Raw genomic sequence first — 23319 nt, forward strand, 5'->3', positions numbered from 1 at the left:
CTATCCCAACTGGAAGAACAGGGCAAGGCCAACGGCACCAAAGGCAGCAGCGATAATCCAAAAACGGATGACGACCTTGGTCTCGGCCCAGCCCTTCTTTTCGAAATGATGATGGATGGGCGCCATAAGGAAGACGCGCTTGTGCGTAAAGTGGAAGTAGACAACCTGAATCATGACCGACAGGGTCTCAACGATAAACAGGCCGCCGATGATGAGGGAGACGACCTCGGTGTTGGTCATGATGGACGTGCAGGCAAACGCGGCGCCTAGGGCAAGCGAGCCGGTATCGCCCATAAAGATGCTCGCCGGATAGCAGTTGAACCACAGAAAGCCCAAGCAGGCACCGGCACACGCGGTGCAGAAGATGGACAGGTTCACGTCTCCGTGCAAAAACGCCATGGCAGCCATGGCGAGCATGGCAATCATGGAGGTGCCGCCGGCAAGACCGTCAAGGCCATCAGTCAGGTTCACGGCATTAGAAAGACCGGCGATCATCAGCCAGCAAAAGACAATGTAAAGCCACGGGAACGAAAGGCCGCAGATAGTGGTCGAAAGAACACCGAGGTCAATCGTCAGGCCGCCGGGAAAACGAATCTCGGGGGCGACGCCGCACCAGTTGACGGCAAGTACCGTAAAGGTGACACAGATAATGGTTAGACCGATCATCTTGGCATGAGGCGTCAGACCGAGCGAGCGCCCATGCGTAACGGAAGTCAGGTCGTCGATCAGGCCCAGCACGCCGGTCGCCAGCGTGGCGAGCAGCACGAGCACGAGCTCGGTGGTGAGCTTGCCCATCAGCAGGCAGGTCAGCGAGATCGCGACGAGGATGACAACGCCACCCATGGTGGGCGTTCCCTGCTTAACCAAATGACGCTTGGGGCCGTCGGCACGAACCTGCTGGCCGATACCCTCGACCTTGAGCAGCTTGATCCACCACGGCATGAGCAGCAGCGCAATGGCAGCGGCGATGCCAAGCCCCAAAAAAGCCTGATACGTTGGATACGAGGGATTGCCGAACATGGGCTAGCACACACCTTCCACAAAGCGGTCGAGCTCAACAAAGCGGGAACCCTTGACCAGTACAACATCATGTTTTTCAAGCGCGCCGCCCATGCGGTCGAGCACCTGCTGATAATCGGAGAACACCTGGATGCGGTCCTCGTCCATGCCCATCATGCGCGCGGCATCGGCCATAAGCTGGGCCAGCTCACCACCCACGCACGCCAGCATGTCGAGCTTCTTGGCGGCCGCATAGGCGCCCACGAGCTCATGCATGCGAGGAGCCTCATCGCCCATCTCGCCCATCTCGCCCAGGATCGCCATGCGAGACCCCGTGCACGAAAGCGAGCACAGTAGATCGAGGCCAGCAGCCATGGATTCGGCACTGGCGTTATAGGAATCGTCGATGACGCGGGCACCGCTCTTGGCGCGCTTGATCTCCTGGCGGTGACCGGTGATCGTGAGGCCCCTAAAGGCAGCATCGATCTGCTCGGGCGTCACGCCCAGGCGATAGGAAACCGCGGCGGCCTTAACGGCATTAGGAACGGACTGCACGCCGGGGATGGCAAGCATGGTATCGATCGTCTCACCCTGGCCAAAATCGAGCGTAAAGACCGGACGTCCCTCGTCATCAACACGAATGTCGCGGGCACGGACCTCATCATCGTCCGAGACGCCGGCCAGCATCACATCGATACCAGCAGGCTGGGCGAACGTATCGCGAATGAACGGCGTAAAGTCGTCCTCGCCGCCCAAAACCAGCAGCGGCAAGAAGTCGCCGGCGGCGCACATACCCTGGACAATCTCGGCCTTAGCGCGGGCGATGTTCTCGCGGCTGCCCAAAATGCCGATGTGAGAGGTACCAATCTTGCTCACGATGGCAAGGTTGGGATTGGCGGACTGGGACAGGCGCTCAATCTCGTGGAAATGGTTCATGCCCATCTCGAGCACCAGGACCTCGGTATCGGCCGGAGCGGAAAGCACCGTGAGCGGCATGCCGATCAGGTTATTGAAATTGCCCTTGGTGGCCCAGACACGATAGCGCTTGGCGAGCACGGCGGCGAGCACGTCCTTGGTCGTCGTCTTGCCGATGGAACCGGTAATGCCAACGACCAGGCAGCCAAGCTCCAGGCGATACGTGTGCGCCAAACGCAGCAGAAACTCCTCGGGATCATCGGTCAGCAGGATGGCGCACCCCTTGTCCTGCGCCAGCGAGACCAGCTCGGCCTCGGGCTCACGCGTCATCACGACGGCGCCGGCACCCGACTGGACGGCACGGGAAGCAAAATCATTGCCGTCGACGTTTTCACCGGGAAAGGCGACGAAAATCGTCCCTTCCTCGACCTGGCGCGAGTCGATAACGCACCCGCGGCATACCCGATCGGCTTCTCCCGTCACGGTTCGGGCCCCTGTTGCGGCCGCGAGGTTGTTGACGGCGATCTCTATCATTGCAGCTCCCCTGTAAACCTAATAATGCTATCGGCGTATTGTATCCCAGCGCCGCACATGCGTGGTGCAGGGCATGTGAACACCCTCATATGGGACAACAAACCACGCCCCAAAGATTGTAACCCCCTACTTCGTGTGCGGGATACCCAGCACGTCGAGCGCGTTGGCCATAATGGACTGGAACGGCACCGCAGCGGCATCTGAGCCGCTCGGCGTTCCGTCGAGCGTGATATAGCACAGCACCTTGGGCGATTGTGCCGGTGCAAAGCCCATAAAGGACGACATGTAGTTCTCCTTGAGGTAGCCGCCGTTCTCGTCGGCACGTTCGGCCGTACCGGTCTTACCCGCCACGTCATAGCCGTCAACCGCGCCGCCAACGCCCGTTCCCTCGGACACGACCGTCTGCATGCACGATGTCACCTGGGATGCGGCGTCCTCCGAAATCGCGCGCTCACCTTCGCCCCAGTCCTTCTCGTCGCCTTTGCTGGACTTATAGAAGTGCGGTGTCATCATCACGCCGCCGTTGGCGATGCCGCCCACGGCACGTGCGATCTCAATCGGCGAGACGGACAGTGCCTGTCCAAAGCTCATCGAGCCCAGCGTGGCGCCGTCATACTGGTCACGCTCCTTGACGATACCCAGGCTCTCTCCCGGAAAATCGACACCCGAGCTGTGACCGATGCCCCACTTGTCCACATAGGCGGCAAAGTCGTCGGCACCGATCTTGCGCCCCACTAGGACAAAGCCCACGTTGGACGAACGGCGCATCATCTCGCGCACATCCATGGTCATGGCATAGTCGCGCTTGTCGGCATCGGTGACGGTATCGTCGCCCACCTTGATGCTCGCCGGCACCTCAAACGACGTACTCGATCGCACGACGCCCAAGTCGAAGCCGGCGCCCGCCACGAGCGTCTTAAAGACCGAGCCGGGCTCGTAGGCGTCGGTGACCAGGCGCAGATTCATATCCTCGGTCTTGGCATTCTCCAGATCGGTCTGGTCGTAGGTCGGGTACGAGCAGGCTGCCAAAATCTCGCCTGTCGTAGGATCGGTGACCAGCGCCGAGCCGTTCTTGGCCTTAGTCTTCTCAACCGCCTCTGCCAGGGCATCCTCGGCCGCACGCTGGATATTGACGTCGAGCGTCGTCACGATATCAACGCCGTCGACCGCAGCCACCTTTTTATAGGCACCGCCCGCGATATAGCTGCCGTCCCTCGCGCGCTCGCGTACGAGAGAACCGTTCGTGCCGGTCAGAAGCTTGTTGTATTGCTTTTCGAGACCCGTCAAGCCGTCGTTGTCTACATTCACTACACCCAGCACCTGCGATGCCAGATTGCCGTATGGATATACGCGCTTCATGGCCTGCTCAAAAAGCACGCCGGGCAGGTTCTTCTTCTCCAGCGCCGCAACATCGTCTTCGTCCACCTGGCGCTTGATATACACCCAGGTTCCATCGGACTCAACGAGCTTGCGGCAGGTCTTTTTATCGATTCCAGTTGCCTTGACCAGCGCCGACACCGTCTTGTCAACATCCTCGACAAGCTGCGGGTTCACGGCGATGTTGCGACATTCGACCGACGACGCCAACACGTTGCCGTTGCGGTCGTAGATGGTGCCGCGTTTGGCATAGAGGGTCTGCGCAAGCAGGCGGCGCGCATCGGCACGCTCGCGCAGTTTATCGGCTTCGACAATTTGATAGTCGGCAAGGCGAAAGACGCCCAAGCCCAAGCCAAGCCCGATGAAGCCCATGACGGCTTTGCGGCGAGGCAGAGGCGCGCCTGTGAGCCATTCGGTCGACGAACTCTTGCGCGACCTGGTGTTATGCACTTGAGGGCCGCCCGAGCCGCGAAGTCGCGACGCCAGGTCGTTGCCACGGGACCGCCCGGCGTTGTAAGATTGCCGACCCGTTCCTTGATAACCAGAACGTCCCCGCGACGAGGGACGTCCAGAACCGCGGCCCCCATCGGAACCGCGGCGATAGTCATTTGTCATACTCAGCTACCGTCTTGCTACTGAGCGGTCGCGGTCGCGTTGGCGCCCGCGGCTGCATCCTGCGAAAAGTCAAGTGTAACGCTCTCGCTGGGCTCCACCATGCCATAAGCGCCCGCAAGGTCGCGAATGCGCGTGTCGGCGCCGTAGACCGAATGCATGACCTCCAGGTCGGAGCTCTCATCGGTCGCCTTTTCGAGCGTGTTGGTAAGCTCGGCGTTGCTGTTGAGCACCTGGGCCGTAACGCCGGCGAGCGCCACGCGGGCGACGCCGATCGTCATGAAGATAGCCGCAATGATGCAAAACGTTTTAAGAACGCTCATGAAAACCGGGCTTACCGCCTGGTTTGCCTGACGGCCCGCGCCCGTGTAGACATCAAAGCGCGGCGCGCGCTGCTCACGGGGAGCAACGGGGGCCTGCGGCGTCTCACGATAGGCGGGCATGGCGTTCATATCATAGGCGAGTGCTGCGCTTGAAGTGTTGTAGCCCATGATATGCCGCCTCCCATCCCGAGTACGTTGGTAGTGTGTTTAAGCTTCGTTTATGGTGCGAGCGGGAGGTCCAATATCGCGCGGTCGCGTCTACAGACGCTGCGCCACGCGGATTTTGGCTGATCTCGCCCGAGGGTTGCGCTCAACCTCATCAGGCTGGGCAACCAGGGGTTTGCGGGTGATGACCTTGAGTATCGGCACGTTGCCGCACACGCACACCGGAATCTCCGGCGGACACGTGCACCCCTGGCTCATCTCCTTAAAGTGGTTCTTTACGATACGGTCCTCGAGCGAGTGATACGAGATGACGCAGATACGTCCGCCCGGGTTGAGCCACCTGGTGGCGGCATCAAGCCCTCGTTCGAGCACATCGAGCTCGTGATTGACCTCGATGCGAATGGCCTGGAAACTTTTCTTGGCCGGGTGTCCGCCATGCCGACGAGCGGCAGCCGGGATACCCGCCTTGATGATCTCGACAAATTGGCCGGTGGTTTCGATCGGTTCTTGCTCGCGGCGGCGCACGATCTCGCGCGCGATCTGCGAGGCGAACTTCTCTTCGCCGTAGACGCGTAGAATCCGGGCGAGGTCGTGTTCGTTATAGGTGTTGATGACCTCAGCTGCGTTTAAGGTGTTATTACCCGGATCCATCCGCATGTCCAATGGGGCGTCCTCGTTATACGAAAAGCCCCTGCCAGGGATATCGAGTTGCGGTGACGAAACGCCCAAATCGAACAGGAAGCCATCGACCCCGGGCACCTCGGCCGAGCAAAGAAGCTCGTCCAAGTCGCCGAAGTTGCCCTTCAGCAGCTGGTGCGGAACGCCGGGAACCTCGCGGTCCAGACGGGCGCCAGCGGCCTCGAGGGCCATGTCGTCCTGATCGACGCCGAGCAAAAGGCCCGTCTCCCCCACCTGCGCGGCCATCTTTACCGAATGGCCGGCACCGCCAAGGGTGCAATCGCAGACAACGGAGCCGCTCTTTAGCCGCAGCGACTCAAGCACTTCGCCGAGCATGACAGGTTCATGCCGATATTCTTGTGTCAAGATCCCACGCTCCATCCGTTACCCGTGCCTTGCCCTTACGAGAAGAAGAGGTCCAGCAGGGCCTCATCGTCATCGTCCTCATCGGCCGCGGCGCGATCCCAAACCTCAAGGTGGTCGTAGTTGCCCACAACCGTGACCTCGCGGTCGAGGTTCGCCTGCTTGCGGAGAGACTCGGAAAGACCGATACGACCGGCGCTGTCCACGTCCATCGACGTGGTGCGCTTGTTGATCGCCCTCATGAGCTTCTGGTCATTAATGTCACGCGGGTTAAAACCCTCGTGGCCCTCACGACCCGCGAAGAGTCCTTCGACCCACTTATCGAAGGCCTCGGCAGAGAACACGTACAGAGCATCGACATCCAGGGCTTTGAACACGCGAACGTGCTCTCCAAGCTCCTCGCGAAGGGGTGCAGGCAGGGACAGACGACCTTTTGCATCGAGATTGCGCTCGTATGCACCCGTCATTCCCATGTGCGCCCTCCCCTCGGTTACTCAGATGGCACGTACGCGGGGAACCGCCCCGCCTGTCGACGTCATTAATAATATGGGGAACCACCCCATTTTTCAACACCTTTCCCCACCCCTTCCCCCACCCCGCCCCACCACTCCACCCCCTATATGTTGCAAAACACCCCCGAGCATATGTTCGAAAACACAATATGTTGTGTTTACAGCAACGGCGGGATGCCACCTGTAGAACCACGCCCGCGAACCTCAACCTTCAAGTTGACCTTGAGGCGATTTTTACGTCCCTTTACACGCCGTTCACATCGCCCCCAAACTCCCCCGCCCACGGTACACACGGCCCACCACCGCGTCGGTGTCTGGCGAAAAATGGGACGGGCCCCAGATTGCCCATGCGCGCGCAAAAGCACGCCGCGGCAATCTGGAGCCCGTCCCCAAATACCTATAAATATGCAGGTCAGCGATGTGTTAACGATGTGCCAGCGGGTGCGCCGCCAAATAGACCTCGGTCAGTTGCGTACGATCGACATGCGTGTAGACCTGCGTGGTCGATATATCGGCATGTCCCAAGATCTCCTGTAGCACACGGAGGTCTGCGCCGCCCGCAAGCATATGGGTGGCAAAGGAGTGACGCAGCGTATGGGGATGGAGTCCCACCAGTCCCACCTGGCGCCCGTAGCGCTCACAGATGGCATGGATGCCCTGGCGCGACAGACGGCGGCCGTTCTTATTTAAAAAGACCGCCGAGGTCTCGGCTCCGCGGGCATGGGCCGCCAAGCGAGAACGCCCCTCAGTTACATAAAGCGCCAGAGCTCGCGCCGCGCTTCCCACCAGCGGGGACAGGCGTTCCTTCGAGCCCTTACCGCGAACGAGCACAAAACCATCGTCGATATGGATATCGCCCACATCGAGTCCCACCAACTCGCTCACACGCAAACCGCATCCATAGAGCACTTCCAAGATGGCATGGTCACGCAAGCCCATCTCGCCCTCGGGGAAATCTTGATCGAGCAGCGCCGAGACATCCTCCACCGATAGATACTCCGGCAAACGCTCAGCCTTTTTAGGTAGGCGCAACGCCGCCGTTGGATTTTGGGCCACAGCCCCATCGCGCACCAAAAAGGCATGCAGGCCCTTCACGGCCGCAAGCGCACGCTCCACCGAGGCATCGGAATAGCCCCCATCGCGACGGTCGGCGACAAAGCCCTCCACGACCTGACGAGTCACCTCTTCAAAAGACACAATACCCGCCCGCTCCAGATAGGCGCAGTACGTCGTCAGGTCACGACGATAGGCCGCAATCGTGTTGCGCGCCAAACCCCGCTCGACCGCGAGGTAATCGAGATACTCCCCCGCCGCCACGGCGAGCGACGAGGGAGTAGCTTCGGTATGTTCCTTATTCGACGGCACCCTTAGTCCGTAGCAAGGTTCATGGGCGTCACCTGCAGACGGTCGACACCCTCGTGCTGGCCGATCGAAGCGCGCACGAACTCGCGGAACAGCGGCTGCGGGTTGGTCGGACGGCTCTTGAACTCGGGATGAGCCTGGGTTGCCACATACCACGGATGCACGTCGCGCGGCAGCTCGACCATCTCGACCAGGCGCTCGTCGGGCGACAGGCCCGAGATAACCAAACCGGCGTCCTCGAGCTGGTCGCGGAAGGCGTTGTTGAACTCAAAGCGGTGACGATGACGCTCGTAGACGAGCTCCTCGCCATATGCCTCGCGCGCGAGGGTATCGGCGGCGAGCTTGCACGGATAGGCGCCCAGGCGCATGGTGCCGCCCTTCTCGGTCACGTCCTCCTGCGAGCTCATCAGATCGATGACGCTAAACGGGCCGTCCGGATCGAACTCGGAGGAGCTGGCACCGGCAAGGCCGACGACGTTGCGGGCGAACTCGCACACGGCCACCTGCATACCCAGGCAAATGCCCAGATACGGAATCTTGTGCTCACGGGCAAACTCGGCCGCGAGAATCTTGCCCTCCAGGGCGCGCTTGCCAAAGCCGCCGGGGACCAGGATGCCCGAGGCGTCGCCCAGAACCTCGGAGACATTCTGCTCGTCGAGGCTCTCGCCGTCGACCAGCTGGACGTCCACATGGCGATCGTAGAAGACGCCCGCATGGTGCAGGGCCTCGATAACCGACAGGTACGCATCGGGCAGCTGCGTGTACTTACCCACGACGGCAATCTTCACCTTGTCGGCGTGATGGTTGGCGTGATTCTGTTTGCGCAGGAACTCGTTCCACTCGCTCATGTCGCGCTCACGCGGGTCCAGACCCAGGCGCTCGCAAATGCGCAGGTCAAAGTCCTGCTCGGCAAGCAGCTGCGGAACATCGTAAATGCTCGCGCAGTCCTCGTTGGTAAAGACACAATCGGTGTCGACGTCGCAGAAGCTTGCGATCTTTCCGCGGATAGCGTCATCGATATGGTGGTCGGAGCGCAGCACGATGATATCGGGCTGGATGCCAAAGCTGCGGAGCTCCTTGACGGAATGCTGCGTGGGCTTGGTCTTGACCTCGTGGGCGGCGGCGATATAGGGAACGAGCGACACGTGGATGTAGCAGACGTTCTCGGGGCCGGCCTCCTTGCGGTACTGACGGATGGCCTCGACAAACGGTTGGGACTCGATGTCGCCGATCGTGCCGCCCAGCTCGGTGATGACTACATCGGAGCCGGTCTGCTCCTCGATGCGGCGGAACTTGTCCTTAATGGCATTGGTGACGTGAGGAATCACCTGCACGGTACCGCCCAAAAAGTCGCCGCGACGCTCGCGGGCGATCAAGCTCTTATAGATGGCGCCGGTCGTAAAGTTGGAATCGCGGGTCAGGTTCTCATCAATAAAGCGCTCGTAATGACCCAGGTCCAGGTCGGACTCGTAACCATCCTCGGTAACGAAGACCTCACCATGCTGGAAGGGGCTCATGGTACCGGGGTCGACGTTCAGATACGGATCGGCCTTCTGCATCGTTACTTTGTAGCCACGCGACTTGAGCAGACGGCCCAGCGAGGCCGCGGTGATACCCTTGCCCAGGGACGAAACCACGCCACCGGTTACGAACACATGCTTGGTCATATTGAGTTACCTGCGCTTCCCGTAGAAGTTGTTTATCCACATCTTACGGGTCTTCATTGTAATACTCGCGCCGCGGACCGTTCGCAATTTTTCTCGCGTGCGATTGCATTTCTCAATCTTGAAACAAAACGCCGCCCGGTTTCCCAGGCGGCGTCGCTATGGCAAGGGTTACATGCTGCTATCGATCAGCAACCTCGTCCTCAAGCATTTCTTGAACGAGCATGCCGGTACGGACGCCCTCAAGATACCACTCGCCACGTTCGGTGAGGCAAATGCCATTTGCAAGCTGACCGCCGTCGTCGCTATAACGCGAGACGACATCAATCATGCCTTCGGAATCCAAGCGATCGATTGCGGCGCGGGCACGATACGGCGAAACCCCCACGCGCTCGGCAAGCGTTTTGCGCGAGAAACTATACGGCCCGCCATTGTCTTTGGTTTGCTGGTCGATCTCCATCAACACCAGCACCTCGACACGCTTCATATCGTTGACACTCGCACGACCCTTGCCCGCCATAGCAGCCTCCTCAAACCGAGCACGAGCATCTAACGCGCCGTGCGCGACCGACACACCTCACGATGGCAGGTAATATCCATCATGCGGCATCCCGCTAAGGATGAAACAGTTACGGTTATTGTATACCGCTCAAATTGTCTCTAGGCAGGTAAACAGCTATTTTTCGCCGAAATAGGCGCTTTATTGATCAAAAAGCCGTACCGGGCGCTAACCCGATACGGCCAAAATGCAATGCAATTACCGCGGTGCTTCAAACTTAGCGATGGAAGAAACCGCGGCGCTCAAACTTGGGCTCGCAGCACACGTTGATACCCAGTTTGCGCAGCACCGTCTCGTCCGTCGGCGAGATAATCACGCTAAAGAAGGCATCGCAGCCGCGCAGCTGCTCCAGGCCCGAAAGGACGCGAGCGGCCGTCTCACTCGTGGCCGAGGTGATCGATAGCGCCATAAGCGTCTCGTCGGTGTGGAGGCGCGGGTTTTTGCTGCCCAGGAAATGCGTCTTGAGCTTGCTGATGGGCTCGATCGCCTCATCGCTAATGACCTCGAGCTCAAGGTCGACGCCCGAGACATGCTTGAGGGCGTTCATAATGAGCGAACTTGCGGCGCCCAGGCGCGTGGAGGTCTTACCGGTCACCACGGAGCCATCGGGCATGACCATGGCACCCACGGGACCACCCGTCAGCTGCTCCCTGGTGAGGGCCGCCGAGCGCGCCGGTGAGTAGTTCTTATCGATGCCGGCTTTCTTCATAATAATCTTGAGACGGTCGACTTGCTCATCGCCCACGCCGGTACGGCGCACATTTTCGACCGCGGTAAAGTAGCGGCGGACGATCTCCATCTTGGAAGCGTCGCGGCAGGCATCGTCATCGGTGATGGCAAAGCCAACCATATTGACGCCCATGTCCGTAGGGCTCTGGTAGGGGCTCTTGCCCAGGATCTTTTCCATCAGGGCACGGACTACCGGGAAGGCCTCGACGTCGCGGTTGTAGTTGACCGTGGTCTTGTTGTAGACCTCAAGGTGGAAGGAGTCGATGATGTTGGCGTCATCGAGGTCTGCCGTGGCGGCCTCGTAGGCAATGTTGACCGGATGCGTAAGGGGCAGATTCCAAACCGGGAAGGTCTCGAATTTGGCATAGCCGGCGGCCGTGCCATGCTTGTGCTCGTGATAGAGCTGAGACAGGCAGGTGGCAAGCTTGCCCGAGCCAGGACCGGGGGCAGTGACCACGACGAGCGGTCGGGTGGTCTCGACAAACTCGTTCTTGCCGTAGCCATCATCGGACACGATCAGATCGACATCGTGCGGGTAGCCCTCGATGGGATAGTGCAGCTTGGCAGGAATGCCGAGCGCGTTCAGGCGGTTGCGGAACACATCGGCAGCAGGCTGGCCGGCGTACTGGGTGATGACCACAGCCGCGACGGCAAAGCCGTTGCCGCGGAACAAGTCAACCAGGCGCAGCACATCCTCGTCATAGGTAATGCCAAGGTCACCGCGAGCCTTGTTTTTCTCGATATGGTTCGCGTTGATCGCGATGATAACCTCGACATCGTCGGCGATGCTCTTGAGCATGCGGAACTTGCTGTCCGGTTCAAAACCCGGCAGCACGCGGCTCGCATGATAGTCATCGAACAGCTTGCCGCCAAACTCCAAATAGAGCTTGCCACCAAACTGTGAGATGCGCTCCTTAATGTGAGCAGCCTGCAGCTCGATATACTTCGCATTGTCGAAACCCTGGCGCATATATGGCTCCCGTCCCGTTTCCATTTAATGTTCTAGGCGATTATAACGGAGCCCGCCCTCCCCGATACCCAGACCATCAACAGGCACCAACCAAACACGCCCACCGCAACCACCGGGGACCCGGGGTAGATCATTTGGGACGGGAAACAAGGCACTCAGCACCAACAATGAAAACGTCACAGGCAGAGCCAAAGCCAGCGAACGGGCACCAGAGTAGGCAAAGCGCCCTCTGCACCAACAATGGAAAGCACCGCAGGCAGAGGACGGACAGCGAGCGACGTCCAGGACGTACAAGTTGGCATGAAAAAGGCAAGGCATAGACCTTTTGGTCATGCCTTGCCTTTTGAATGACAAATTGTCGTCCTGGGCGGCGCGCAGCGTCGACTGGTTGCGCGGTTCGTAGAACCGCGCAACATAAGTGCGCCCCCTCCCGCGCACGGAACGGGAGGGGGCTAAAGGTAGGAGTCTACCGGTGGGTTGACCCCACCGGACAGACGATGACCAGGTGATCCCTTACAGGATCGTCAAGGTTTCCGTGGGGTACCCGTTGGGTACTTAGAGCAGCACGCAGGCGACGGTCAGGATGACGGCGCAGACGACGGAGAGAGCGACGATGAGCTTAAGGGCAAACTTGAGCCAGGTCGTCCACTCGATCTTGGCCAGGGCGAGACCGCCCATGATGGCGCCGGAGGTCGGGGTGAACAGGTTCACGACACCGATGGCGGCGGAGAAGATCATGACCATGACCTCGGGCGAGAAGCCGAGCTTAACAGCCAGCGGTCCCATGATGGGCATGGAGACGGTGGCCATACCAGAGGTCGAAGGGATCAGGAAGGACAGGCCGAAGTAGACCAGGAAGCTCATGGGAGCGAAGATCACGCCGGACAGGCCAGCCAGGGCATTGGCGGCAGCGTCGAGGACGAAGACGTCGAGGCCGGTGTTAGCCATGAGGACGGAGATGCCACGGGCGAGGGCGATGACGAGAACAACGGACATCATGTCGGCAGCGCCGGTGATGAAGGTGTTAACGATCTGCTTCTCGGACAGGCCACCGATGATACCGATCAGGACGGCCATGAGGAAGAACCAGGTGGAAGCCTCGTCGAAGTACCACTGGCCAATGGGCAGGCCGGTGATCAGGGCAGACCAGCCCTGGACGACGGCGTTACCGTCGGCGTCGTAGACAGCGCCAGCGTCGAAGAAGTTGGCGACGCCCTCGTTGAGGTCGGCCAGCGGAATGAAGCCGACGATCATGACGACGAAGGTGAAGGCGAAGGCGATCAGAACACCCTTCTGACGACCGGTGAGCTTGACCTCCTTGTGGACCTCGGAAGCAGCCTTGCCGTGAGCCTCTTCGGCGTCCTTGAGCTCCTGCATCGACAGGATGGTGGAACCCTTGTCAGCCTTGACCTTCTTGGCATAGTTCATCACGAAGACGATGGACATAGCAGTAGTGACAATCCACAGGACGGCACCGAGGCCGATGATGATGGACTGGTTGACCTCAATGCCAACGCCGGTCAGAGCGTCGACGGCAGCGCCGACGGCAAACGGGTTAACCGTGGAGCCCAAGCAGCCGCAGCCAGCACCGAGCAGGACGGTAGCGGCGCCGACCATGGGGTCGAAGCCAGCGGCCATCATGGTAGCGGCGAGCAGGGCGTAGAAGGGAACGGTCTCCTCGCACATACCATAAGTGGTACCGCCGAGGGAGAAGATGAGCATAAGGACAGGAACGAGCATGATCTCGTTGCCCTTAAGCTTCTGCACCAGGACGGCGATGCCGTTGTCCAGGGCGCCGGTCTCGGTCATCATGCCGAGGAAGCCGCCCAGGATCATAACGAAGAGGCAGACGGGCAGAGCGTCAGCGAAGCCCAGGATCGGGGCGGTGCAGAAATCGCTCAGGCGGGCTGCGGTAACCGCGCCGCCGGACGTGCCGGAGACGATAACGGTAATCACTGCAACAATTGCCAGCAGAGCTAGAAGAATGGTGAACGATGAAGGCATACCGCGCTTTTTCTTAGCGGTCTCAGTCATGGTTCTCATCCCCCCTTCATAAATCATTTAACTTTCTCGCGCGAAGCGGATTTTCCGTGCCGTGCCCACCGCCCGACGCAAGATATTTACCAGACAAAACCGCTCGGGGTGAGCAGCAATACACCCCGAGCGAGATGCTAGATGCTCTTACTTGAGCGTGGCGTACATGACAGCCTTGATGGTGTGCATGCGGTTCTCGGCCTCGTCGAAGACCTTGGAAGCGGGGCTCTCGAAGACCTCGTCGGTGACCTCCTGCTCGGTGATGCCGAACTGCTCGCACTTCTCGGCGCCAATCGTGGTGTTGGTGTCGTGGAAGCTGGGCAGGCAGTGCAGGAAGATGGCACCCGGGTTGGCCATAGCCATGACCTCGGAAGTGACACGATACGGGGTGAGCTGAGCGATGCGCTCGGCCCAGACCTCGTCGGGCTCGCCCATGGAGACCCACACGTCGGTGTAGATAACGTCGGCACCGGTGACGCCGTCCTTGACGTCGGTGGTCAGCTTGATGGTGCAGCCGTTGGCCTCGGCGATGGGCTTGCAGGCCTCGATGACGTCGTCGGCGGGCATGCACTCCTCGGGGCCGCAGGCCACGAAATTCATGCCGAGCTTGGAGCAGACAACCATGAGGGAGCGAGCCACGTTGTTCTTGCAGTCGCCCATGAAGACGAGGGTCTTGCCCTTGATGTCGTAGTTGAAGTTCTCCTGGACGGTCAGGATGTCGGCGAGCATCTGGGTGGGATGCCACTCAGTGGTCAGGCCGTTCCACACGGGCACGCCGGACTTAGCAGCGAGCTCCTCGACGTCGTCCTGGGCAAAGCCACGGAACTCGATGCCGTCATACATGCGGCCGAGAACGCGGGCGGTGTCCTCGATGGACTCCTTCTTGCCCATCTGCGACGAACCCGGATCGAGGTAGGTGACGCCCATGCCCAGATCCATGCCGCCGACCTCGAAAGCGCAGCGGGTACGAGTGGAGGTCTTCTGGAAGAGCAGGACGATGTTCTTGCCCTCGAGATAGCGGTGCGGAACGCCAGCGCGCTTCATGTCCTTGAAGTTCTTGGAGAGCTTGAGCAGGTACTCGATCTCCTCGGTGGAGAGATCGAGGAGCTTGAGGAAGCTACGGCCGGAGAGGTTAACACCCATGGTTCGAATCCTTTCGAAGAAATGAATTACATAAGTATCAGTGTTGCCCGTTTGACGGGCGAAACCGGTGCGGTTGTAGGGAGACCGCACCGGAAACGGAAAGACTTAGAGGTCCTCGCGCCAGAAGGGCATGCTCATGCAGCGCGGGCCGCCGCGGCCGCGGGAGAGCTCGGCGGAGGGCACGACGAGAAGGTCCAGGCCCTCCTTGTACAGCACGTCGTTGGTGACGGTGTTGCGGGCGTAGACGCAGATCTTGCCGGGCTCGACGCACAGGGTGTTGGAGCCGTCGTTCCACTGCTCGCGGGAGGCCGCGATCGGGTCGCCGCCGCCGCAGGGGATCAGCTTGACCTGGTCGACGCCGGTGGCGTCCTCCAGGACGTGCTCGAGGGTGTCCTCGATCAGGCGGATGTTCACGTCGCCCGGGTTCTTGCCGGCGGTCAGCTCGTAGACGCGCAGGGTGCCCATGATGGCGGGGTGGATCGTGAACTTATCGACGTCGATCTGGGTGAAGACCGTGTCGAGGTGCATGAAGGCGCGCGAGACCGGGATGTCGAAGGCCAGGATGCGCTCGACCTTGGAGTCGGAGTTCCAGAAGATGTTCTGGGCCATGACGTCGATCGCGGCGGCCTGGGTGCGCTGGGAGATGCCGACGGCGAGGGTCTTCTCGTTGATGTTCAGCACGTCGCCGCCCTCGGTGTGGAACTGGCAGTCGCGGCGGAAGTACAGCGAGACGTCCTTGTAGTCGGGGTGGTACTTGAAGATGTACTTGCCGTACAGGGTCTCGCGGTTGCGGGTGACCGAGTACATGCGGTTGAGGTTGACGCCCTCGCCGATGACCGCGAACGGGTCGCGGGTGAAGTAGAGGTTGGGCATCGGGTCGATGATCAGGTCGGACTCGGACTCGGAGTTGACCAGGGAGTCGAGGGTCGTGGACGCCGTGAGGGGCATGTCGATCTCGGACTTGGTCATGCCGGCCATGGTCTTCTTGACGAACTCGAGGTTGTCCTCGATGGAGTCCAGCTTCTCGCGGACGATCTGCGGCATGTGCTGGCCGCGGATGCCGGCCTCGGCGATGTACTGGTCGGTGAACTCGGCGCGGGCGCCGGGGACCTGGTCGAACACCTCAGCGACGAGGTTCTCGAGATAGAGGACCTCCACGCCCTGGTCCCTCAGGATCTGGGCGAAGGTGTCGTGCTCCTGCTGCGCGACCTCCAGGAACGGGACGTCGTCGAACAGGAGTCGCTCGAGCTCGTCGGGCGGCAGGTTGAGGAGCTCGTCGCCGGGACGGTGCAGGCAGACCTTCCTGAGCTTGCCGATCTCGGAAGGCACGTGCAGACCTTTCGTCATGGCCTCCTACCTTTCTTTCGGGCCTTTCGGCCGAATCTCTCAGCGCCCTTCCGTAACGGGCACTGCTTGCTGACAGCTCTAGTTATATCCAAATTCCACCCGCAATTCCACCTCGCCCCCGAACGGTCAACAAAGTGCGATGAACGGTATATCGCATGTGATTCCCCCATGATGTACTTCGGCGTTCTAAAGTAACTTTTCTAAGGTAAACGCTCTTTTTTCTTAAAAACCATTTGCGATTGCGTCTCTAAACTTTTGATTCAGAATTGCATAGCTAAATCGGTTTTATGTATATAAATGATGTTTGTTTACGTTTCCGCCTGCATTCAATGATATTCAGCTATCCATCATTCTTATTCACACTTACGTACCAGTTGAGTGAGGATATAGACCGCTTGCAGACGAGCAGGGCGTCAGTCCTATGACTCGTCAGCGTAAGAAGTAGGTAAAGATACCGTTCACGCGATACGTTCGTGCCAGCGGTCGACTAAATTGAGACAATAGTGAATAAGAGTTAGGCTACCGTCCCCTACGGGGACTGAACGGACAGATGCATATGCCGAGCAAAATCGAAAAGAAGCAAGCCGCTGCAAAGCTGCGCAAGCCGCCGCGCGACTTCTCGTACACGCAAAACCGAGAGCTTAGCTGGCTGCGCTTTAACAACCGCGTGCTTGACGAAGCCTTCGATGAGACCGTTCCGCTGTTCGAGCGTCTAAAGTTCGTGTCGATTTTCGAGTCTAACCTCGACGAGTTTCTCATGGTGCGCGTGGGCGGCCTGTCCGATCTGGCAGAGCTCAAAAAACAGCCTGTCGACAACAAGAGCAATATGACCGCCTCCGAACAGGTCGATGCTGTCATGGCCGAAATGCCCGGGCTCCTTACTCGTTGGGAATCCATCTTTAAGAGCATCGAAGGCAAGCTCGACACCTTGGGCGTTCACCGCGCCCGCATCGATTCGCTTACGCCCGAGGAGCGCACCTTCGTAACCCGCTACTTCCAGGCCTACGTGTCGCCGGTCATCTCGCCGCTGGTCATCGATCCGCGCCACCCCTTCCCCAACCTGCGCAACGGCGCGCTCTATCTGGCCTGTGGTCTGGACGGCGCCACCGACGAGGAGAGCCTGCTGGGCCTTATCGAGATTCCCGCCTCGATGAACCGCGTGGTCGAGATTCCCTCGCCCACCGGCACCTACTCCTACATCTTGCTCGAGGACGTCATTCTCGCCTGCCTGGACAGCTGCTTTGGCTCCTATAAGCCGCTGGATCGTGCGCTGATCCGCGTCACCCGCAACGCCGACATCGATCCGGACGGCGAGGGCGTCGAAGAGGAAGAGGACTACCGCCAGCACATGAAGCGTATCCTTAAGAAGCGCCTGCGCCTGCAGCCGGTAGTGCTCGCCGTCTCGGGGTCGCTCGAGAAGGCGACGCTCAAGACTATCCGCAAGGCGCTCGAGCTCTCGCGTCGCTCGGTCTTTACCTGCGATATCCCGCTCGACCTGGGCTACGTCTTTGGCATTGAGGGCAAGATTCCCGAGCACCTGCGCAACGAGCTGCTCTTTACGCCGTTTAAGCCGCAGCCCAACCCCAACATCGACATGACCCGCTCCATCCGCGAACAGGTGCTGCAGGGCGACAAGCTGCTCTTTTATCCCTACGAGGCCATGAACCCCTTCCTGGATCTGGTGCACGAGGCCGCCTACGACCCCGAGTGCATCTCGCTGCGCATCACGCTCTACCGCGTGGCCAAGCAGAGCCGCCTGTGCGGATCGCTGATCGATGCTGCCGAGAACGGCAAAGAGGTCACGGTGCTCATGGAACTTCGTGCCCGCTTTGACGAGCAGAACAACATCGAGTGGGCCGAGCGTCTGGAAGAGGCGGGCTGCACCGTCATCTATGGTTCCGAGGGCTTTAAATGCCACTCAAAGATCTGCCAGCTCACCTATCGCGAGGGCATGGCGCTCACCCGTCTCACGCTTTTGGGCACCGGCAACTTTAACGAGAAGACGGCCAAACTCTACAGCGACTTTATGCTCATGACCGCCCATCCCGGCATCGGTGAAGACGCCAACCTGTTCTTCCGCAATCTGTCGCTGGGCAACCTGCGCGGCGACTACCGCTTCCTGGGTGTGGCGCCCGTCGGACTGAAACCGCTCATCATGCGCGGCCTGGATCGCGAGATCCAGCGCGCCCTTGCCGGCGAGCCCGCCCGCGTGTTCTTTAAGCTCAACTCGCTGACCGACCGCGAGGTCATCGACAAAATCGCCGAGGCATCGTGCGCAGGAGTCCGCGTGGACATGATCATCCGCGGTATCTCGTGCCTCAAGCCCGGTGTTCCGGGCAAGACCGAGAACGTGCATGTCCGTTCTATCGTCGGACGCTTTTTGGAGCATGCGCGCGTTTACGCCTTTGGCGTGGACTCGGACATGATCTATCTGAGCTCGGCCGACATGATGACGCGCAACACCGAGCACCGCGTGGAGATCGCCTTCCCCGTGCTCGACCCCACCTGCCGCGCCCTAGTACACGAGTACATGGGCATGCAGCTGCGCGACAACGTGAAGGCCCGCAGCCTCACGAGCGACGGCACCTGGGTCCCCGTAGAGCGTGCAGAGGGTGAGAAACCCTTCAACTCGCAGGAAGCTCTACTGGAGCGTGCCTATCGCAACGCCGAGGCCGCGCCCGAGCCCGTCATTGAGGCGGAACCTGCCCCCGAGGCCGAGCCGCAGCCAGTAGCACCCAAGGTCCAAGAGGTCCAGGCGACCGTCATTGAGCCCGAGCCTGCACCTGCACCTCGACCCGAGACGCAGGTCACCAAGCCCGCACCCGAGACGAGCGCCCGTCGCGATAAGCCCGCTGGCAAGACCAAGGCCATCGAGCGCCATCGCCCCGGTCGCGTGCGCATGGGCCTGGGTCTGATCGGCCTGGGTCTAAAGACGCTCATTACCGGCAAGACGAAATAGTCGTTTGTAGAAGCAGTTTGTAGAAGCGCCCCGCATTTGAGGAAAGCCTCGGATGCGGGGCGCTTTTCCCTGCTACCATGGTGCGAACAACAACGCGAATGACAGGCAGGAATATGAAGCTCACTATAGAATCGATGACCTACGGCGCCGACGGGCTGGCGCACGCCGACAACGGCAAGGCCGTCTTTGTGCAGGGCGCCGTGGCAGGCGACACCGTCGAGGCCGAGGTCGTACAGGACGGCAAGTCGTTCATGCGCGCCCGCACCACCGAGATTCTGGAGCCAAGCCCCGATCGCATTCAGCCTCCCTGCCCCTTCGTGGGCATCTGCGGCGGCTGCTCGTGGGGCAATCTCTCACGCACGGCACAGCTCGCCGCCAAGGAGCAAAACCTGCGCTCCACGCTCGAGCGCATCGGCAAGTTCGCTCCTGAGCAGGTCAATGAGTTGGTGCAGCCCATCTGCCACACCAAGGACGACTGGGGCTACCGCAATAAAATCGAGCTCGAACCGACCGTCGTCAACGGTCGCGTGCGCCTTGGCATGCACGGTGTCGACCCCAGCAAAATCGTGACCGTCGATACGTGCCCGCTGTTCGATAAGCGCTTCCCGAAGGCGCTCAAATCGGTCGTCGGCGCACTCAACTATCTAAGCGGCAGCCATGACTTGGGGCTCGAACGCGTGGGCATTCGCGCATCGCGCCGCACCAAGGCACTCGAGGTCGCACTCTGGACGCCCACAGGCTCTTTTCCGCGCTCGCAGGTCTCCCGCGTGCTGGCGGACGCCGCTCATCCCACGAGCATCGTGCGCGTGATGAGCAAGGGCGAAAAGAAGGCCCGCCGTGTCTCCAAGGTCGAAATGCTCGCCGGAGAGGGCTCATGGACCGAGAATATCGCCGAGGGTCAGATGCGCTTGTCTGCCCCGTCTTTTTTCCAGGTCAACACCAAGGGTGCCGAGATTTTGATCGAGCTTGTCATGGAAGCACTCGACCCGCAGGAAGACGAGCTTGCCGTGGACCTGTACTGCGGTGCCGGCACCTTTACCCTGCCGCTCGCCCGCCGCTGCGACTTTGTCGCCGCCGTCGAGGCCTACGGCCCCGCCGTGCGCGATCTACGCCGTAACCTGGAGATCAACAAGCTTGATAACGTCGACGTCATTGGCGGAGACGCGGTGCGCGAGTTCCCCGACCAGGATGCCGACGTCTTGGTGGTCGACCCGCCGCGCGCAGGCCTCGCCCCCGAGGCGATCGACCTTATCGCCAGCACGAGTGCCCGCGATGTCGCCTACGTGAGCTGCGACCCGGCCACCCTGGCGCGCGATCTCAAACGCTTTGTCGAAGAAGGCACTTTCTCTCCCGTAAAGATCACGCCAGTCGACCTGTTCCCACAAACCTTCCACTGCGAAACCGTCGTCCACCTCAAGCGCAACTAGCCACTTAATCATTGCTCAGAAAAATCATTGGGAAATCGAGCGTGGCAAGCGGAGGTCTTCGGGGTATAAGACGGCTAATTGTATGCCGCCTATGAAAGGAACCCTCATGCCCAGCGTTGCCGTTCTCGCCGCCGATGGCTTTGAAACTATTGAATGCTTGACCATGGTCGATGTCATGCGTCGCGGCGGCGTGCGTGCCACGCTCGTCTCGATCATGCCCACGCGCGAGGTCGTAAGCTCGCTGCAGATCCCCGTGACCTGCGATGCGCTCTTTGATGAGATCAACTTTGACGAGTACGACTGCGTCGTGCTGCCCGGCGGCCTGCCCGGTGCCACCAACCTGCGCGCAGATCAGCGCGTCTGCGACGTAGTCTGCGAGTTCGCCGCAACCAAGCACGTCGCCGCCATCTGCGCCGCCCCGTTTATCCTGGGCGAGCTCGACCTGCTCGAGGGGCGCCATGCCACGTGCTTCCCTGGCTTTGAGAAAAGCTTCCCCGAAGGCGCCTATACCGGCGAGAAGGTCACGCAAGACGGCAACATCATCACTGCCAGCGGCATGGCACAGTCACTCCCCTTTGCATTGGAGCTGCTGCGCACGCTCGCCGGCGACAAGGCCGTCGAGAAGGTCGCCGAGGGCGTCCAACTATGATTTTGGCTTCGCAATCGCCGCGCCGCATAGAGCTGATGCGCGAGGCAGGCTACAACATTCGCGTGATTCCCGCGGATATCGACGAAACGCCCTTTGATGGCGAGGCCCCGCTCACGCTTGTCGAGCGCTTGGCACGCGCCAAGGCGGCTGCCGTTGCTGCCGAGTATGCCGAGCCCAATGAGCTGACGGTCGCGGCCGACACCATCGTCACCTTTGACGGCAAGATTCTGGGCAAGCCGGCAACCGAGGACGAGGCGCGCACCATGCTCCGTGAGCTTTCGGGCCGCACGCACCAGGTCGCAACCGGCGTCTGCATCGTTAAAGCCGACGACGCTACAGCCCCGCATGCCGCCGAGAGCCTATCCTTTGTCGATGTGACCGACGTGACGTTCTACGAGCTCACCGACGAGCAGATCGAGCGCTACGTCGCCTCGGGTGAGCCCATGGACAAGGCCGGCGCCTACGGCATTCAGGGCACAGGCGGACGCATGCTCGTGCACGATATTTCGGGCGACTTCTATAACGTGGTGGGCCTACCCATCGCCCGCGTCGCGCGCGCGATTCAAAAACTCTCGTAATTGCATCTGGCGCTGGGTATTCCCCAGCGCCTACAATTTTGGCGTACCGTACGGATCCCGACCGGGCACAAGGCGCGGCGGAAAACCGATAGGAGTTAAACATGGATACATTGCTCGAGGCCATTGACGTCTGCGATGTCGATGGCTTTTGCTATGGCAACTATACGGACGAGGAGGCCGGCACCGGTTGCACCGTAATCGTGGCACCCGAGGGCGCCACCGGCGGTGTTGACGTTCGCGGTGGCGCTCCCGCTTCGCGCGAAACCGACCTGCTGCGACCCGAGAACACCGTCGACAAGGTACACGCCGTCTGCCTTTCGGGTGGATCGGCCTTTGGCCTCGAGGCTGCAAGCGGCGTCGCTCGCGAGCTTGAGAGCCGCGGCATCGGCCTTCCCGTCGGCCCCACACAGGTGCCTATCGTGTGCTCCAGCTGTATCTTCGACCTCGCCTTTGGTAACCCCACCGTACGCCCCGACATTGAGGCAGGCATCTCCGCCGTGCGCGAGGCGCTCGACAACACCCCCACCACGCTCGAGCAGGGCAATGTAGGTGCCGGCACCGGCGCCACTGTAGGCAAGCTCATGGGGCCTGCCACCTGCATGAAGGCCGGCCTTGGAGCTGCTGCCGTGGCGCTCGGCCCCATCAAGGTGGGCGCCGTGGTCTCAGTCAACGCCTGCGGCAACGTGGTCGACCCCTTCACCGGCGAGTGGGTCGCCGGCATGCGCGCCGCAGCCGATAGCGACCAGATCGTCGACATGGAACTCGCAGCCTTTGCCTCCGCCGGATCCATGCAGATGCCGCTCGACCGCACCAACACCACCATCAGCTGCATCGTCACCAACGTGGAACTCACTAAGGCACAAGCTACCAAGGTCTCCCAGATGGCCGCAGACGCCTACGCACACGCCATCCGCCCCACACACACCACCAACGACGGCGACACCATCTACACCCTCGCCAGCGGCAAACTGGGCGCCCAGGCAAGCGCCGCCGTTCCCCTAGACCTGCTGGGCATGCTCGCCGTAAGGGCCTTGGAAACCGCCATCGTAAACGGAGCCAAAACCGCCAAAACCTCCCACGGCATCCCCGGCGCCGCGAAGTAGCCTAACCTGACCGGTTGCCCGGTGGGGCTTGGTTATGTTTGCTGCTCTACAGTCCTGGCTCGCACGAAGAGCACATTAAGTGCTCTTCGGCTCGTGCGGAACTCGCGACAAACATAACCAAGCCCCACCGGGCAACCTACCAACCAGATTCTTTTCAGCCCAGGCCCCTGTGTACCGCGCGTCGAAGATCTTCAAATTCAGGCAGCCTGACAATCGATTCTTATAGCAGAGGCCCCTTGGCCTTTAGTTTGATACAAGTTCCGCACGAGCCGGAAAGCACTTAATGTGCTTTCCGTGCGAGCAGGACTGTTCGCAGT

Annotated in this window: 18 protein-coding genes; 5 read left to right on the plus strand and 13 right to left on the minus strand. The window is 60.6% G+C overall.

Going from position 1 to position 23319, the window contains the following annotated elements; all coding sequences use genetic code 11:
• The 13 genes from mraY to arcA all read right to left on the minus strand — a co-directional run bounded on the left by mraY (window position 1) and on the right by arcA (window position 16286).
• Window positions 1–1020 (minus strand): phospho-N-acetylmuramoyl-pentapeptide-transferase, encoded by a 1020-nt coding sequence (mraY, locus tag GDJ93_RS03490; RefSeq protein WP_006234262.1) that lies wholly within the window; start codon window positions 1018–1020, stop codon window positions 1–3.
• A 3-nt stretch (window positions 1021–1023) separates the two neighbouring features.
• Window positions 1024–2448 (minus strand): UDP-N-acetylmuramoyl-tripeptide--D-alanyl-D-alanine ligase, encoded by a 1425-nt coding sequence (locus tag GDJ93_RS03495; protein WP_117770004.1) that lies wholly within the window; start codon window positions 2446–2448, stop codon window positions 1024–1026.
• Between the two features lie 126 nt (window positions 2449–2574).
• Window positions 2575–4275 (minus strand): peptidoglycan D,D-transpeptidase FtsI family protein, encoded by a 1701-nt coding sequence (locus GDJ93_RS03500; RefSeq protein ID WP_306421710.1) that lies wholly within the window; start codon window positions 4273–4275, stop codon window positions 2575–2577.
• Between the two features lie 182 nt (window positions 4276–4457).
• Window positions 4458–4928 carry a hypothetical protein gene (locus tag GDJ93_RS03505; protein ID WP_152067760.1) on the minus strand — a complete coding sequence of 157 codons (471 nt, stop codon included), beginning with the start codon at window positions 4926–4928 and terminating at the stop codon, window positions 4458–4460.
• 90 nt (window positions 4929–5018) lie between these two features.
• The gene (gene rsmH, locus GDJ93_RS03510) at window positions 5019–5984 is read right to left on the minus strand and encodes a 16S rRNA (cytosine(1402)-N(4))-methyltransferase RsmH (protein WP_006234266.1); all 966 of its coding nucleotides are present in this window, start codon (window positions 5982–5984) and stop codon (window positions 5019–5021) included.
• Window positions 5985–6004: 20 nt separating this feature from the next.
• Window positions 6005–6439, minus strand: coding sequence for a division/cell wall cluster transcriptional repressor MraZ (locus GDJ93_RS03515; protein ID WP_006234269.1), 435 nt, complete (start codon window positions 6437–6439; stop codon window positions 6005–6007).
• A 462-nt stretch (window positions 6440–6901) separates the two neighbouring features.
• Window positions 6902–7843: a site-specific tyrosine recombinase XerD gene (xerD, locus tag GDJ93_RS03520; protein ID WP_193221433.1), complete on the minus strand. Its 942-nt coding sequence runs from the start codon at window positions 7841–7843 to the stop codon at window positions 6902–6904.
• Between the two features lie 2 nt (window positions 7844–7845).
• Window positions 7846–9507 (minus strand): CTP synthase, encoded by a 1662-nt coding sequence (pyrG, locus tag GDJ93_RS03525; RefSeq protein ID WP_055286060.1) that lies wholly within the window; start codon window positions 9505–9507, stop codon window positions 7846–7848.
• A 178-nt stretch (window positions 9508–9685) separates the two neighbouring features.
• Window positions 9686–10024, minus strand: coding sequence for a helix-turn-helix domain-containing protein (locus GDJ93_RS03530; RefSeq protein ID WP_152067761.1), 339 nt, complete (start codon window positions 10022–10024; stop codon window positions 9686–9688).
• Window positions 10025–10280: 256 nt separating this feature from the next.
• Window positions 10281–11762, minus strand: a complete 1482-nt coding sequence (locus tag GDJ93_RS03535) for a DUF1846 domain-containing protein (protein WP_152067762.1) — start codon at window positions 11760–11762, stop codon at window positions 10281–10283.
• A 555-nt stretch (window positions 11763–12317) separates the two neighbouring features.
• Window positions 12318–13805, minus strand: a complete 1488-nt coding sequence (locus GDJ93_RS03540; protein ID WP_370739707.1) for a YfcC family protein — start codon at window positions 13803–13805, stop codon at window positions 12318–12320.
• Window positions 13806–13943: 138 nt separating this feature from the next.
• Window positions 13944–14939 carry an ornithine carbamoyltransferase gene (gene argF, locus GDJ93_RS03545; RefSeq protein ID WP_099431521.1) on the minus strand — a complete coding sequence of 332 codons (996 nt, stop codon included), beginning with the start codon at window positions 14937–14939 and terminating at the stop codon, window positions 13944–13946.
• A 105-nt stretch (window positions 14940–15044) separates the two neighbouring features.
• Window positions 15045–16286 (minus strand): arginine deiminase, encoded by a 1242-nt coding sequence (arcA, locus tag GDJ93_RS03550; protein WP_055309804.1) that lies wholly within the window; start codon window positions 16284–16286, stop codon window positions 15045–15047.
• A 556-nt stretch (window positions 16287–16842) separates the two neighbouring features.
• On the opposite strand from arcA, the gene ppk1 reads away from it, so the two are divergent.
• From ppk1 to GDJ93_RS03575, 5 genes are all read left to right on the plus strand, one after another.
• On the plus strand, window positions 16843–19245 hold the full coding sequence (gene ppk1 / locus GDJ93_RS03555) for a polyphosphate kinase 1 (protein WP_226812442.1): 2403 nt from the start codon (window positions 16843–16845) through the stop codon (window positions 19243–19245).
• A gap of 98 nt (window positions 19246–19343) precedes the next feature.
• Complete coding sequence (gene rlmD / locus GDJ93_RS03560) at window positions 19344–20672, plus strand: 23S rRNA (uracil(1939)-C(5))-methyltransferase RlmD (protein ID WP_152067765.1); 1329 nt, start codon at window positions 19344–19346, stop codon at window positions 20670–20672.
• 106 nt (window positions 20673–20778) lie between these two features.
• Entirely contained in the window at window positions 20779–21321 is a 543-nt protein-coding gene (locus GDJ93_RS03565) for a DJ-1 family glyoxalase III (RefSeq protein ID WP_152067766.1), read from the plus strand.
• Window positions 21318–21899, plus strand: coding sequence for a Maf family protein (locus GDJ93_RS03570; RefSeq protein WP_152067767.1), 582 nt, complete (start codon window positions 21318–21320; stop codon window positions 21897–21899). Before GDJ93_RS03565 ends, GDJ93_RS03570 begins: the two co-directional genes overlap by 4 nt.
• 101 nt (window positions 21900–22000) lie before the next feature.
• Entirely contained in the window at window positions 22001–23002 is a 1002-nt protein-coding gene (locus GDJ93_RS03575) for a P1 family peptidase (RefSeq protein ID WP_152067768.1), read from the plus strand.
• The last annotated feature ends 317 nt before the right edge of the window (window positions 23003–23319 follow it).

Source organism: Collinsella aerofaciens, assembly GCF_902501475.1.
Lineage (GTDB): Bacteria > Actinomycetota > Coriobacteriia > Coriobacteriales > Coriobacteriaceae > Collinsella > Collinsella aerofaciens_AL.

What these genes read in the sequence shown, in the direction of transcription:
- mraY (WP_006234262.1), bottom strand. Translation starts at nt 1,020, where the DNA reads ATGTTCGGCAATCCCTCGTATCCAACGTATCAGGCTTTTTTGGGGCTT.
- GDJ93_RS03495 (WP_117770004.1), bottom strand. Translation starts at nt 2,448, where the DNA reads ATGATAGAGATCGCCGTCAACAACCTCGCGGCCGCAACAGGGGCCCGA.
- GDJ93_RS03505 (WP_152067760.1), bottom strand. Translation starts at nt 4,928, where the DNA reads ATGGGCTACAACACTTCAAGCGCAGCACTCGCCTATGATATGAACGCC.
- rsmH (WP_006234266.1), bottom strand. Translation starts at nt 5,984, where the DNA reads ATGGAGCGTGGGATCTTGACACAAGAATATCGGCATGAACCTGTCATG.
- GDJ93_RS03515 (WP_006234269.1), bottom strand. Translation starts at nt 6,439, where the DNA reads ATGGGAATGACGGGTGCATACGAGCGCAATCTCGATGCAAAAGGTCGT.
- pyrG (WP_055286060.1), bottom strand. Translation starts at nt 9,507, where the DNA reads ATGACCAAGCATGTGTTCGTAACCGGTGGCGTGGTTTCGTCCCTGGGC.
- GDJ93_RS03530 (WP_152067761.1), bottom strand. Translation starts at nt 10,024, where the DNA reads ATGGCGGGCAAGGGTCGTGCGAGTGTCAACGATATGAAGCGTGTCGAG.
- GDJ93_RS03535 (WP_152067762.1), bottom strand. Translation starts at nt 11,762, where the DNA reads ATGCGCCAGGGTTTCGACAATGCGAAGTATATCGAGCTGCAGGCTGCT.
- GDJ93_RS03540 (WP_370739707.1), bottom strand. Translation starts at nt 13,805, where the DNA reads ATGAGAACCATGACTGAGACCGCTAAGAAAAAGCGCGGTATGCCTTCA.
- argF (WP_099431521.1), bottom strand. Translation starts at nt 14,939, where the DNA reads ATGGGTGTTAACCTCTCCGGCCGTAGCTTCCTCAAGCTCCTCGATCTC.
- arcA (WP_055309804.1), bottom strand. Translation starts at nt 16,286, where the DNA reads ATGACGAAAGGTCTGCACGTGCCTTCCGAGATCGGCAAGCTCAGGAAG.
- ppk1 (WP_226812442.1), top strand. Translation starts at nt 16,843, where the DNA reads ATGCCGAGCAAAATCGAAAAGAAGCAAGCCGCTGCAAAGCTGCGCAAG.
- rlmD (WP_152067765.1), top strand. Translation starts at nt 19,344, where the DNA reads ATGACAGGCAGGAATATGAAGCTCACTATAGAATCGATGACCTACGGC.
- GDJ93_RS03565 (WP_152067766.1), top strand. Translation starts at nt 20,779, where the DNA reads ATGCCCAGCGTTGCCGTTCTCGCCGCCGATGGCTTTGAAACTATTGAA.
- GDJ93_RS03570 (WP_152067767.1), top strand. Translation starts at nt 21,318, where the DNA reads ATGATTTTGGCTTCGCAATCGCCGCGCCGCATAGAGCTGATGCGCGAG.
- GDJ93_RS03575 (WP_152067768.1), top strand. Translation starts at nt 22,001, where the DNA reads ATGGATACATTGCTCGAGGCCATTGACGTCTGCGATGTCGATGGCTTT.